We start from the raw sequence: 11,915 nt of genomic DNA, 5'->3' as shown, positions 1-11,915 counted from the left end.
GTGCACTCATGAGCGACTCCCAGCCCCGCCCCTACGAGGGCGTCCTCGACCTGCGCTGGTCCGACATGGACCTCTACGGCCACGTCAACAACGTCCGCATCCTCACCCTCACCGAGGAGGCCCGCGTCCGCGCGCTCAAGGCGTGGGACGAGGGCGACGTCGGCCGGGACGTGATGCGCGTGGTCCGCGCCATGACCACCGAGTACGAGCGCCCCGTGGAGTACGGCCCCGAGCTCACCGCGAAGGTCTGGGTGAGAGCGCTGGGCCGCACGTCCTACACGCTCCACCACGAGCTCTGGCAGGAGGGCGTGCGCTGCGTGACCTGCGACGCCGTCATGGTCCACCTCGACCCGGAGACCGGCGCCCCGCTCCCTCACGACGACGCCCGCCGCGCCCGCCTGCAGGCCGTCCTGGTCCCCGCGGAGGGCTGAGCCGGGCCGGCCGGCGCACGCCCCGCGGACGGCCCTCGGACCTGTGGACGGCCCAGCGGCCGTCCAGGGTGCGCGGCTAGGCTGGCCGGCATGCCCCGTGACGTGGACCACCCTCCGCCTGCGGACGATCCCGCACCCGTCGAGCGCCCCGCGCCCGGCGGCCGTGGCGTGACCTCGGCGTCGACGGCCCTCGAGGCCCTGCGCGCCACGCCCCTGACGGACCTCACCCAGCTCCCGGGCGAGGTCGCCGACGCCCTGGCGTCCCTGCGCACGGACTTCGAGCGGTTCGACCTGGAGTACCGCTCCGCGTTGCTGCAGGTGGAGACCCGCCTGGAGACTTTGCAGGACGAGTTCACGCACCTGCACGAGTACAACCCCATCGAGCACATCGCCACCCGGGTGAAGTCGCCGGAGTCGCTGCTGCGCAAGGCCGCCTCACGGGGGCTGTCCCTGGACCTGGACGCGCTGCGCTCCGGCGTCACGGACATCGCCGGGGCCCGCGTGATCGTGAGCTTCACCGAGGACGTGTACCGGGTGTTCCGGCAGTTCACGTCCCAGCCGGACATCCGGGTCCTCGAGGTGGAGGACTACATCCGCGACCCCAAGCCCTCCGGCTACCGCTCGCTCCACTGCCTGGTGCAGGTGCCCGTGCACCTCACCACCGGCACCGTGCCCGTGACGGTGGAGCTGCAGTTCCGCACCATCGCCATGGACTTCTGGGCGTCCCTGGAGCACAAGATCAACTACAAGTTCGCCGGGCATGTGCCGCCGGCCATCACCACGGAGCTGGCCGCCGCGGCCCGCGTGGCCCACGACCTCGACGCCCGCATGGAGCGCCTGCACCAGGCCGTGCACGACGCCGGCGCCGGCCCGGACGAGCACGACGACGAGGACGACTGGGTCGGCCACGCCTGAGCGGGCCGTCCACACCCGCCCACCGCTCCTGCACACCCTTCTCCACAGAGTTGTCCACATCTGTGGAGAAGGGTGACCGGCGGCACTCCCGGCGCCCCGACCGCCGTCGTCGGGCGGGCCGGCTCAGGCGACCGGCTCGACGCCCAGCTCGCGCAGCAGCCCGGCCACGCGGCCGCGGATCTCGTCCCGGATGGGGCGGACGGCGTCCACGCCCCGGCCGGCGGGATCCTCGAGCACCCAGTCCTCGTAGCGCTTGCCCGGGTAGAGGGGGCAGGCGTCGCCGCAGCCCATGGTGATCACGGCGTCCGAGGCCTGGACCGCCTCCGGCGTGAGGACCTTGGGACGCTCGGCGGAGAGGTCGATGCCCTCCTCGGCCATGGCCTCCACCACGGCCGGGTTGACCTGATCCGCGGGGGCGGAACCGGCCGAGCGGACCTCCACGGCGCCGCCGGAGAGGTGCTGCGCGTAGGCGGCGGCCATCTGGGAGCGGCCCGCGTTGTGGACGCAGACGAACATCACGGAGGGGCGGTCGGAGGTCATCGATTCTCCTGGGCGGTCGTTGCGGGGACGGTCATGGCGGAGGCGGGGGTGCCGGCGTCGGCGGCGGGGGGGAAGCGGCGGCGCAGCCACAGACTGACGTACACGAGCCCCACGAGCACGGGCACCTCGATCAGCGGACCCACGACGCCGGCCAGCGCCTGGCCCGACGTCGCGCCGAAGGTGGCGATGGCCACCGCGATGGCCAGCTCGAAGTTGTTGCCGGCGGCGGTGAAGGCGAGCGTGGTGGTGCGCTCGTAGCCCAGGCCGAGCCTGCGGCCCACGGTGTAGCCCAGGCCCCACATCACGGCGAAGTACACGAGCAGGGGCAGGGCGATCCGGGCGACGTCCCAGGGGCGGGCGGCGATCTGCTCGCCCTGGAGCGCGAAGAGCACGACGATGGTGAACAGCAGCCCGTAGAGCGCCCACGGGCCGATCGTCGGGAGGAACGAGCCTTCGTAGGCGGCGCGGCCCCAGCGGCGCTCGCCGATCACGCGGCTGAGGAAGCCGGCCAGCAGCGGGATGCCCAGGAAGATCAGGACGGAGCGGGCGATATCCCATGGGGAGACGTCCAGGCCGGTCTGCGGCAGGCCCAGCCAGCCGGGCAGCACGGAGAGGTAGAACCAGCCCAGCGCCGCGAACGCGATCACCTGGAAGATCGAGTTCAGGGCCACCAGCACGGCGGCGGCCTCCCGGTCCCCGCAGGCGAGGTCGTTCCAGATGATGACCATGGCGATGCAGCGGGCCAGGCCCACGATGATCAGGCCGGTGCGGTACTCGGGCAGGTCGGCCAGGAAGATCCAGGCCAGCGCGAACATCAGCAGCGGGCCGAAGACCCAGTTGAGCACGAGGGAGGCCACGAGCAGACGGCGGTCCCCCGTGACGGAGTCCAGGCGGTCGTAGCGCACCTTGGCCAGCACGGGGTACATCATCACGAGCAGGCCGAGCGCGATGGGCAGGGACACGCCGTCCACCTCGACGGCGGCGAGCACCCCGCCGAGGCCGGGCACCAGGCGCCCGAGCAGCAGGCCGACGAGCATGGCGGCGCCGATCCACACGGGGAGGAGGCGGTCGAGGGAGGACAGGCGGGCCGCGACGGGCGCCGCCTCGGCGGTGGTGCGGGGGGTGGAGCTCACACGGGGCCTCTCGAAGAGGACGGACCAGGGGGCGACGTCGCGGCGGCGTGACGCGTCGCGGGACGTCGCCGGAACGAGGTGATCCTGTCAGACGTATCGACAACCGTCAATGTGACGCGGGTAGACTCCCCTGTCATGACCACGACCGCCCCGTCCCCCTCGGACACCTGCTGCGCCCCCGCCGGCCCCGCCCTGCTGCCCGCGGAGCACGCCGCCCGCCTGGCCGCGGTGTTCAAGGCCCTGGCCGACCCCACCCGCGTACGCGTCCTGGCCCACGTGGCCGCCTCTCCCGAGGGCACCGTCTGCGCCTGCCACCTGCCGGAGCCCCTGGGCATCAGCCAGCCCACGCTCTCCCACCACCTCAAGACCCTCACCGCCGCCGGGCTCGTCACCCGCGAGCAGCGCGGCCGGTGGGCCCACTACACGGCCGTCCCCGCCGCCCTCGACGCCGCCCGCGCGTTCCTGGCCGACCCCGCCGGGGCCTGACCCGAGGAGGGCGGCCGACGTACGCTGGCAGGGACCGCCCGACGTCGCCCGCCCCCAGGAGGTCCCGCCATGGCCGAGGCACACCCCGCCGTCGCCGGCACCGGACCGTCGCCGTCCACGGGTCCGCTGCCGCGCATCGGCGAGCACGTCGGGATCCTCGCGCACGGGGCCGCGGAGTTGCGTCGCGTCTTCGGTCCCGCCCTCGGCGAGGAGACCGTGGACCGGATCGTCGAGGAGTCCGCGGCCGGGCTCTCCCCCGCTGCCGCCGACCCGGCGCACCGGGAATCGATCGCCGTGCGCTTCGCCCACGACCGCCTGGCCTCGCTCGCGGACGCACGGGGGGTGACCCGCTCGGGCGTGCCCCACGTGCTGTTCGTGTGCGTGCAGAACGCCGGCCGGTCCCAGCTGGCCGCGGCACTGCTCGCCGAGCGCGCCGGGGACGCGGTGCGCGTGAGCTCCGCCGGCTCGCAGCCCGCCGGCCGGATCCACGGGAACGTGCAGCCCGTGCTCACGGCGCACGGCGCGGACCCGGCCCGGATCTTCCCCAAGCCCATCACGGAGGAGGTCCTCGCGTCCGCGGACTACGTGATCACCATGGGCTGCGGGGACGACTGCCCCGTCCGGCTGGGACAGGACGCGCGGGACTGGCCCGTGGGGGACCCCGCCGAGGTGGACTGGGACCGCCTCCAGGAGATCGTCGCGGACATCGAGGTCCGCGTGGACGCGCTCTGGCGGGAGATCAGCGGGGCCTGAGTCCCGCCCCTCAGGCGCGGCGACCCAGGCGGCCCAGCAGGCGGACCTGGCGGGGGGCGTCGTCGGCCACGGGGACCGGGTCCGCGAGGATGCCCGGCTGGTAGGCCTGCTCGCCGAAGCTGTCCAGGGCGCGCTCGATCCTGTCCATCTCCTCGTCGGTCCACTGCTCGTCCCGGCCCTGGGAGCGTGCCAGGTCCCAGCGGTGCACCAGCAGATCGAAGCCGTGGAAGTGAAGGAGGGCCTCGCCCACGGTCATGTCGCCGGTGGCGGTGTGCAGGGACTGCATGATGAAGGTCTCGTCGCCGGCAAGGGCGGTGACGGCGGAGGCGTGCTTGACCCATTGGGTCCACAGCTCGTTGCGGGAGCCGTCGAACACCGGGATCTCGCGGCCCTGGCGCGCGGCGAAGTCCCGCTCGGCCACCACCACGTGGTCCAGCAGGTCCTGGGCGCTCCAGCCCTTGCAGGGGGTGGAGGCGTCCCAGTCCTCGACCGCGCGGACCACGTCGGTGAAGGGCTCGACGCAGTCCATCCAGTACTGCTCGACGTCGGTCTGCGTGCTCATGGGGCTCCTCCTGGGGGCGCCGGGATGAGGCGGCGCGGCTCGGTGCGGGTGCGGATGCACCGGTCATTGTCCCCCGCGCGGGACGGCGCGGGCCAGTCGCGCCGGACGCCCGGTTCCAGGGCCCGCGGGCGGGCGGCGACGACGCCGGCGCCCCGTCAGGAGGAGGGGCTCGCCGAGGGTGCGCCGGAGGAGGCGGCCGCGCGCTCCTCCGGCGGCACGTAGCTCGGGGCGTGGATGCTCTCCGGGCGGGCCGGGTCGAGCACGGAGTCCACGTCCATGAACTCGTCGAGCACCGGCCGGGAGCCGTCCTTCGCCCCCGCGAGGGAGATGCCGTCCACGTTGATGCGGGAGCCGCGGTAGTAGCCCGGCTCCAGCTGGCCCCAGGCCTTGGAGGAGCCGTCCACCAGGAAGAAGGAGCGGAAGCCCAGGGAGCGCAGGTGCTCGTACTCCGGGCCGGAGTACTTCTCGATGCCCGCGATGTCCGCGCCGAACGGGTAGATCAGCATGTCCGTGGGGCCGACGATCGGCTGGACGTCCTCGATCCAGCGCTCGCAGTCCTCCTTGAGGTCGGCGAGGGACATCTGGGCCATGGAGCGGTGCGACCAGGAGTGGGAGGCGAACTCCCAGCCGGTCTCCTTCATGGCGGCCACCACCTCCTTGGCGGTGGCGACGGCCTCGTCCAGCTCCGGACCCTCCGGATACATGGTCGGCGAGGAGCGGTAGCCGAGCACGCCGTTGTACCCGGTGAGGGCGAGGACGCCCTTGGCGCCGTTGAGCGTGAAGTCGGGGTGGTCGCGCACGAAGTCGTCGAGGATCGGCACCAGGTCGTTCGCGCCGATCGTCGTCTTCCCTTCCTGGTCGGTGTACTCGGTGCGCACCCGGCCGGAGTCGTCCACGAGCAGGCGGGTGGCGAACCCGTCGCCCTCCATGTACTCGTAGTAGGAGCAGTCGTCCAGGGAGATGATCAGCGGGGTCCGGTTCTCCGGGACCATCAGCGTCCTCGCCCGCACGACGTCGTCCCGGCCGACCTCATAGAGCTCGTGCGGGGAGACGAGCACGTAGCCCAGCGCCCACAGCTGCGGGAGGATCCGCTCGAACTCGGCCTGGGTGACCATGTAGTTCAGGTAGCCGTCGGACTCGCCGTGCACATGGAACGCCTTCTCCGGGTCCACCACCAGCGAGTGGAAGAACAGGTGCGGGACCTTCGCCACGTCCTTCCAGGCCACGGGCTTCCCCGCGGGCTCCGGCGCGGAGGGGATCACGGGGCGGGTGGAGGACGGGCTCGGCGCCGCGGAGGACGACGCCGCCTCCGACGACGACCCGCCGCCCGCCGAGGGGGCGGCCCCGTCCTGCGCGGGCGCGCAGGCGGCCAGCAGCCCGGCGCCCAGCAGGGCCGAGCCGCCGAAGATCACATGCCGTCGCGAGTACTCCACTGGTCTGCCTCCATCGTCGATTCGATCCACTCCATGGTGACCCTCGAGGGGGTCCGCGGGCCAGCATGGGCGGCTTCACGATTCGGTCACGGGCGGCCGCCGACGGCGCCTCCTCCCAGGTCAGGGCGTGATCAGCCGGACGTTGTCCCGCTCGGGGCGGCCGCCCACCAGGAACGTGCGCGAGCCGACGGTGCGGAACCCGACCCGCTCGTAGAACGCGTTGGCCCGGTGGTTCTCCTCGGACGTGCCCAGCCAGGCGTGGGTCAGCCCCCGCACCCGCAGCGCGTCGAGGCCCGCCGCCATCAGGGCGGCCGCGGCACCCGTGCCGCGCGCCTCGCGCACCACGTACAGCTTGGACAGGCAGCCGACGGCGGCGCCCTCCCCCAGCACGGCGGTCACCGCGGGCTCCTCCTCGGGGGCGAGCTCGGCCATGACGTACCCGAGGAGGCGGCCGGCGTCGTCGCGCCCGGCGGGTGCCTCCGCCAGGTGCACGGCGTGCCCCGGCCCCGCGACCCAGCCCCCGATCACCTCGGCGTTGAGGCTGCTCGCGATGTGCTCGTCCTTGGCCTCCTGCGAGGTGGTGGGAGGGCACGCGTCCGGGAAGGTCTCCGCCGCCACGCGCACCAGGGCGGGGACGTCGGCGGGCGTGGCGGGGCGGATCACGGCGGGGACGGGACGGGGCGTCGGGGAGGTGGGCATGGGGGAACGGTACGCCTCACAGGGAGGCCAGGCCGCGCACCAGCGTCACCGCGGCACCGACGCCGGCCAGCGTCACCGCCACCCGGCGGGCCCGACCCGGGTCCACGCGCCGGGCCAGCCTCGACCCGACCGCGATCCCCGCGGGCGCCCCCGCCACGGCCGCCGCCCACGCCCACCACGGCACCGCGGCGGCCCCCGCCGTCGCGCCCAGGGAGGCCTTGAGGACGATCGAGGTGACGTTGGCGGTGAGGAAGATCGGCTGGAGGGTGGCCGCCCAGGAGCGCTGCTCCCACTTCGAGGCCACGGCGTAGACCGCGAGCGCCGGCCCGGCCACGCCCGCGGTGGTGTTCATGAACCCGGCCACGGCCCCGGAGCCGAACACGGCCGCGCTGCCGCGCAGGGTGAGGCGGTCCTGGAGGCCGAGCACGGCGGCGATCGCCACGAGCACGCACGCCCCCAGGACGACTTCCAGCCAGGCGTGGTCCATCACGCGGACCGTCCACGCCCCGGCCAGGGCGCCGACCACCAGCAGCGGGGCCAGGCGCAGGAAGCGCGGCCAGTCCACGTGCCGGCGCAGCATCCAGAAGAGGATGAGCGCGGAGACGGAGGCGGCGGCGTTGGACATGGTCACCCCCGCCACCGGGCCCACCAGGAGGGAGAGCGTGGGCGCGGCGACCATGCCCACGCCCATCCCGCTGATGCGCTGCAGCACACCGCCCACGGCCACGCAGAGGAAGACGACGGCCGCCAGGGAGATGCTCACCCCTGCAGTATGCGCCCGCGCGCCGCGGCGGCGGGATGCGACGGCGGGCGCGTGCCAGACTGGCACGGTGACCCCTCCCCCGGACCGCGCCCGCTCGGCCGTGCGCACGGCGGCCGCCGCCGTCGCGGCCATGGCCGTGCTGCTGCTCCTGGTGGTGTTGGTGTTGGCCTTCGGGCCGGGCGCCTGACCGGCCCACCCGGCCGGGACGCTCAGTCCGGGAGCGCGCTGTCGAGGAGGGCGGTGAAGGAGAGCTCCCCGCCGCGGCGGTCCATGGCCTCCGGGGAGAGCCGGTGCTCCACAGCCAGGGTGTGCACCAGCACGAGCGTCAGGGACGAGGTGCGCTCCAGCCGCTCCGCGCTCAGCCCGGCCAGCCGGGGGTGCTCCCCCAGGGCCTCGGCCAGGAACCGCACGCGGCGGGCGGTCAGGGCACGGTACTCGGAGGCCACGGACTCATCCCGCAGGCCCACGGCCTGGAACTCGTGCAGCAGCAGGGGCCAGCGGGCGTCGCCGTCGAAGGTCAAGGAGGTCAGGACGGCGGCCAGGCGGGCCACGAGGTCGGCGCGGCCGCCCCCCTCCACGGCCAGCTCGCGGCCCACCACGTCCAGGGTCCGGCGGGTGAGCGCCTCGAACTGGGCCCCGCAGACCTCCGCGAAGAGGGCGGCCTTGCTGCCGAAGCCGGAGTACACGGCGCCCTTGGTGTAGCCGGCGTCGGCGGCGATGCCCGCCAGGGAGGCGCGCCCGTAGCCGTCCCGCTCGAACGCCTCGGTGGCGTACTGGAGGAGGTCGGCGCGAACGTCCTGGTGGCGGGGTCGGGAGGCCATCTTGCCCTTTCGATACCGATGGTATTGAATACCGACGGTATCGAACCTGCGCACACCACGCAAACCACCCATGGAGGCCCCGCCCCGTGACCGAAGACCAGACCCCCGCCCCCATCGAGACGGACGACGTCGTCGCCGAGCGCGCGCCCGAGCCCGCCCCGGGGGGCTCCCACCAGGTCGGCCGCGCCCTCACCGCGCGGGGCCTCACCCTGCGCTCCATCCGCGGCACCGTGTTCGGCCCGGTGGACGTGGACCTGCCCCCGGGCGTGCCCGGCGCCGTCCTCGGCACCCAGGGCTCCGGCCGCTCCGCCCTGCTGCTCGCCCTCGTCGGGCGCCTCCAGGGCGTCGGCGGCGAGCTCACCCTCGGGGACATGGACGGCATCCGCCACCCCCACCGGCTGCGCCGCGCCACCACGGTGGCCCGCATCACCGACTACGTGGAGCTCGAGCCGCTGCTCACGATCCGCGAGTGCATCGACGAGCACTGCCTCGCCGAGGGGATCTCGCGCCGCACCGGCCGCAAGCGCTTCGCGCGCCTCGAGGCCGCCGTCGGCTTCCACCCGGACCACGGCGACCAGGTCAGCTCCCTCCCCGTGGAGGACCGCACGATCCTCACCTGCATGCTCGCCTGCCTGCGCCCGGCCGACGTGATCGTCTACGACGACATCGACTCCTCCCTCACCCGCCCCCAGCTCGAGCACGTCTACCGCGTGCTCGAGACCCTGGGCCGCCTGGGTCACCGCTTCGTGGTGAGCGCCCTGACCTCCGCCCCCGTGCCCCGCGGCGCCGTCGTCGTCGAGCTGCCCACCCCGGGCCACGACGACCTGCCGGCCGCCCTCCCCACCCGTCCCTCCCTGGAGGACTGAATGCTGTTCCGCTACGAGCTGCGCCGCTTCCGCGGCGTCCTGCCGACCATCGCCCTGCTCTTCATCGTGCTGGTGCCCACCATCTACGGGGCGCTCTACCTCTCCGCCAACTGGGACCCCTACGGCAACCTGTCCTCCCTGCCGGTGGCGATCGTCAACGAGGACAGGCCCGTGGAGTCCGACGGCAAGACCCTGACCACCGGCGCCGACATCACGGAGGAGCTGGTGGACCAGCACACCTTCGACTGGCACGAGACCACGCGCGACGACGCCGAGGCCGGCCTGCGCGACGGGCGCTACTACCTGGTCATGGAGATCCCGGAGGGGCTGAGCGCGGACCTGGTCAGCGCGAACACCTCCGACCCCCAACAGGCGCACATCACGCTGCGCCGCAACGACGCCAACGGCTTCGTGATCGGCTCTGTGACCTCCTCCTCGCAGTCGAAGATCGAGAACGCCGTGGACAAGGCGGCCGTGGAGGCGTACTTCAAGGCCGTCTTCGAGAACCTCGCGACCATCCGGCAGGGCATGGCCGACGCCCGGGACGGGGCGGGCAGGCTCGCCGACGGCGCCGGTCAGGCCGACGACGGCGCCGCGCAGCTCGCGGACGGCATCGTCCAGGCCCACGACGGCTCCGGGCAGCTCGCCCAGGGCGCCTCCGACGCGCAGGACGGCGCCGGTCAGCTCGCCGACGGCGCCGGGCAGCTGAAGGACGGCGCGGACCAGCTGGCGGCCGGCGCGACCTCCGCGAAGGACGGCGCCGTCCAGCTGCAGACCGGCATCGGCCAGGCGCGGGAGGGCTCGCAGAAGCTCGCCGACGGCGCGGGGCAGATCGCCGCGAAGGTCCCCGACCTGCGCGACGGCGCCACCGCCCTCTCCAACGGGCTCACCCAGCTCGACACGGGCTCGGCGGACCTCGCCGACGGCGCCCACCAGGTGGCCGACGGCACCCAGCAGCTCTACGACACGGTCATCCCCGGCCTGGACGCCGTGATCGAGCGTCAGGACAAGGTGGCCTCCGACGTCGCCACCGTCAACCAGGACGTGCAGACCCTCAACGACGCCGTCGCCACCGCGGGATCCGGCGCCGGCGGGGACATCGACACGGCGTCCGAGCAGCTGCAGGCGCTCGCCGAGTCGAACCCGGACATCGCCGTCGCGCCCGAGTACGCGGCGCTGCAGCAGTCCCTCACGGACGCCAAGGAGAAGGCCGGCTCGGCGACGTCGACGGCCCAGGACGTCGCGGACCGCTCCGCCGCCGTGAACTCCCGCGTGCAGGGCTTCGTGTCCGAGGACGTCGCGGGCAACGCCAAGGCGGACATCACGAAGCTGAACGACGGCGCCCACGCCGTGGCCGAGGGCGCGGACACCCTCCACGCGGGCATCGGGCAGGCGAACACGGGCGCGCAGGCGCTGGCCGACGGCGTCGGGAGGTTCGCCGACGCCCTGGACCAGCTGGCCGCCGGCGCGACCGCCCTCGACGACGGCCTGGCGCAGCTGGAGGACGGCTCCGGACGGCTCGTGGACGGGCTCGGGAAGCTGGAGACCGGCGCGGGTGACCTGGCCGACGGCGCCGGTCGGCTCGACCAGGGCGCGGGCGAGCTGCAGACCGGCCTCGGGAAGCTCTCCGACGGCGCCACGAGCCTGGACTCCGGGCTGGCGCAGCTGGAGACCGGCTCGGGCGACCTGAAGACCGGCCTCGACAGCCTCTCCGACGGCGCCACCCAGCTGCACGACGGCCTGGCGTCGGGCACGGACAAGATCCCCGCGCTCTCCGAGGACGCCGCGGACGAGGCGGCGCTCGTGATGTCCCGCCCGGTGCAGGTGGACATGGACGTGCTGAACCCGGCCGGGGTGTACGGCCGCGGCGTGGCCCCCCTGTTCTTCTCGATCGCCCTGTGGGTGTTCGGCATCGCCGCGTTCAACGTCATGCGCCCGGTGAACGGCCGCCTGCTGGCCGGCCGCCGCAACCCGCTGCTGCTGGCGCTGAGCGCCTGGCTGCCGGTGGGCCTGCTCTCCGTGGTGGGCTCCCTGGTGATGCTCGCGGCCACGGTGCCGCTGGGGATCGACCCGGTGCACCCGTGGCACCTGGTGGGGCTCGTGGTGTTCACCGCGCTCGCGTTCTCCCTGTTCGCGCACCTGGTGATGACGGCCCTGGGCACCCCGGGCAGCGCGGTGCTGCTGGTGACGCTGATCCTGCAGCTCGGCTCGGCCGGAGGCACCTACCCGGCGGACGTGCTGCCGCCGTTCTTCCGGTGGGTCAGCCCGCTGATGCCCATGACGCACTCGATCAACGCGATCCGCTACGCCCTCTCCGGCGGCCAGCCGGCGCAGTTCTGGGGCGCGGTGGCGTTCCTCGCGGTGTTCGGCGCGGCCTGCCTGTTCCTGGACATGGCGGTGGTGCGCCGCCGCCAGCGGTTCCGCATGAAGGACCTGCACCCGGCCCTGGAGAAGTGACCAGCCCCCACGTTCTCGTGCGGGAGACGGACGGCGCGTCGCCCGCTTTCGTTCGC

Annotated in this window: 13 protein-coding genes; 6 read left to right on the top strand and 7 right to left on the bottom strand. The window is 73.9% G+C overall.

All coding sequences use genetic code 11. From position 1 onward, the window contains the following. Nucleotides 1-8: 8 nt before the first annotated feature. The gene (locus KW076_RS02460) at nt 9-431 is read left to right on the top strand and encodes an acyl-CoA thioesterase (RefSeq protein ID WP_224356082.1); all 423 of its coding nucleotides are present in this window, start codon (nt 9-11) and stop codon (nt 429-431) included. A 90-nt stretch (nt 432-521) separates the two neighbouring features. Further along, nucleotides 522-1,346 (top strand): GTP pyrophosphokinase, encoded by an 825-nt coding sequence (locus KW076_RS02455; RefSeq protein ID WP_224356081.1) that lies wholly within the window; start codon nt 522-524, stop codon nt 1,344-1,346. Nucleotides 1,347-1,469: 123 nt separating this feature from the next. On the opposite strand, the gene KW076_RS02450 is transcribed toward KW076_RS02455, so the two are convergent. Together KW076_RS02450 and arsB are read right to left on the bottom strand one after the other, a co-directional pair. Then, nucleotides 1,470-1,886: an arsenate reductase ArsC gene (locus KW076_RS02450; protein ID WP_224356080.1), complete on the bottom strand. Its 417-nt coding sequence runs from the start codon at nt 1,884-1,886 to the stop codon at nt 1,470-1,472. After that, the gene (gene arsB, locus KW076_RS02445; RefSeq protein WP_224356079.1) at nt 1,883-3,019 is read right to left on the bottom strand and encodes an ACR3 family arsenite efflux transporter; all 1,137 of its coding nucleotides are present in this window, start codon (nt 3,017-3,019) and stop codon (nt 1,883-1,885) included. The genes KW076_RS02450 and arsB overlap by 4 nt, the downstream gene beginning before the upstream one ends. Before the next feature lie 135 nt (nt 3,020-3,154). On the opposite strand from arsB, the gene KW076_RS02440 reads away from it, so the two are divergent. Together KW076_RS02440 and KW076_RS02435 are read left to right on the top strand one after the other, a co-directional pair. Then, on the top strand, nt 3,155-3,505 hold the full coding sequence (locus tag KW076_RS02440) for an ArsR/SmtB family transcription factor (protein WP_224356078.1): 351 nt from the start codon (nt 3,155-3,157) through the stop codon (nt 3,503-3,505). Nucleotides 3,506-3,574: 69 nt separating this feature from the next. After that, nucleotides 3,575-4,258, top strand: a complete 684-nt coding sequence (locus KW076_RS02435) for an arsenate-mycothiol transferase ArsC (protein ID WP_224356077.1) — start codon at nt 3,575-3,577, stop codon at nt 4,256-4,258. A 10-nt stretch (nt 4,259-4,268) separates the two neighbouring features. Here KW076_RS02435 and KW076_RS02430 read toward each other — a convergent pair whose 3' ends face one another. The 5 genes from KW076_RS02430 to KW076_RS02410 all read right to left on the bottom strand — a co-directional run bounded on the left by KW076_RS02430 (nt 4,269) and on the right by KW076_RS02410 (nt 8,536). After that, the gene (locus KW076_RS02430; protein WP_224356076.1) at nt 4,269-4,820 is read right to left on the bottom strand and encodes a maleylpyruvate isomerase N-terminal domain-containing protein; all 552 of its coding nucleotides are present in this window, start codon (nt 4,818-4,820) and stop codon (nt 4,269-4,271) included. Nucleotides 4,821-4,975: 155 nt separating this feature from the next. Next, on the bottom strand, nt 4,976-6,253 hold the full coding sequence (locus KW076_RS02425; RefSeq protein WP_224356075.1) for a polysaccharide deacetylase family protein: 1,278 nt from the start codon (nt 6,251-6,253) through the stop codon (nt 4,976-4,978). Nucleotides 6,254-6,373: 120 nt separating this feature from the next. Next, nucleotides 6,374-6,952 carry a GNAT family N-acetyltransferase gene (locus KW076_RS02420; RefSeq protein WP_224356074.1) on the bottom strand — a complete coding sequence of 193 codons (579 nt, stop codon included), beginning with the start codon at nt 6,950-6,952 and terminating at the stop codon, nt 6,374-6,376. A gap of 16 nt (nt 6,953-6,968) precedes the next feature. Beyond that, nucleotides 6,969-7,715 (bottom strand): sulfite exporter TauE/SafE family protein, encoded by a 747-nt coding sequence (locus KW076_RS02415; RefSeq protein WP_224356073.1) that lies wholly within the window; start codon nt 7,713-7,715, stop codon nt 6,969-6,971. Nucleotides 7,716-7,924: 209 nt separating this feature from the next. Beyond that, complete coding sequence (locus KW076_RS02410) at nt 7,925-8,536, bottom strand: TetR/AcrR family transcriptional regulator (protein WP_224356072.1); 612 nt, start codon at nt 8,534-8,536, stop codon at nt 7,925-7,927. Between the two features lie 86 nt (nt 8,537-8,622). On the opposite strand from KW076_RS02410, the gene KW076_RS02405 reads away from it, so the two are divergent. Both KW076_RS02405 and KW076_RS02400 read left to right on the top strand, forming a co-directional pair. Next, nucleotides 8,623-9,402: a P-loop NTPase family protein gene (locus tag KW076_RS02405; RefSeq protein ID WP_224356071.1), complete on the top strand. Its 780-nt coding sequence runs from the start codon at nt 8,623-8,625 to the stop codon at nt 9,400-9,402. After that, complete coding sequence (locus KW076_RS02400) at nt 9,403-11,859, top strand: YhgE/Pip domain-containing protein (RefSeq protein WP_224356070.1); 2,457 nt, start codon at nt 9,403-9,405, stop codon at nt 11,857-11,859. Nucleotides 11,860-11,915 lie beyond the last annotated feature (56 nt).

Origin of the sequence: Micrococcus porci, assembly GCF_020097155.1 — a bacterium.
In the GTDB taxonomy this organism is placed as follows: domain Bacteria; phylum Actinomycetota; class Actinomycetes; order Actinomycetales; family Micrococcaceae; genus Micrococcus; species Micrococcus porci.
The sequence above is the reverse complement of the archived record's forward strand: the minus strand, read 5'-3'. Positions and strand labels throughout refer to the sequence as shown.

Coding starts and splice junctions, on each gene's coding strand:
- KW076_RS02460 (WP_224356082.1), top strand. CDS start 9: ATGAGCGACTCCCAGCCCCGCCCCTACGAGGGCGTCCTCGACCTGCGC.
- KW076_RS02455 (WP_224356081.1), top strand. CDS start 522: ATGCCCCGTGACGTGGACCACCCTCCGCCTGCGGACGATCCCGCACCC.
- KW076_RS02450 (WP_224356080.1), bottom strand. CDS start 1,886: ATGACCTCCGACCGCCCCTCCGTGATGTTCGTCTGCGTCCACAACGCG.
- KW076_RS02440 (WP_224356078.1), top strand. CDS start 3,155: ATGACCACGACCGCCCCGTCCCCCTCGGACACCTGCTGCGCCCCCGCC.
- KW076_RS02435 (WP_224356077.1), top strand. CDS start 3,575: ATGGCCGAGGCACACCCCGCCGTCGCCGGCACCGGACCGTCGCCGTCC.
- KW076_RS02430 (WP_224356076.1), bottom strand. CDS start 4,820: ATGAGCACGCAGACCGACGTCGAGCAGTACTGGATGGACTGCGTCGAG.
- KW076_RS02420 (WP_224356074.1), bottom strand. CDS start 6,952: ATGCCCACCTCCCCGACGCCCCGTCCCGTCCCCGCCGTGATCCGCCCC.
- KW076_RS02410 (WP_224356072.1), bottom strand. CDS start 8,536: ATGGCCTCCCGACCCCGCCACCAGGACGTTCGCGCCGACCTCCTCCAG.
- KW076_RS02400 (WP_224356070.1), top strand. CDS start 9,403: ATGCTGTTCCGCTACGAGCTGCGCCGCTTCCGCGGCGTCCTGCCGACC.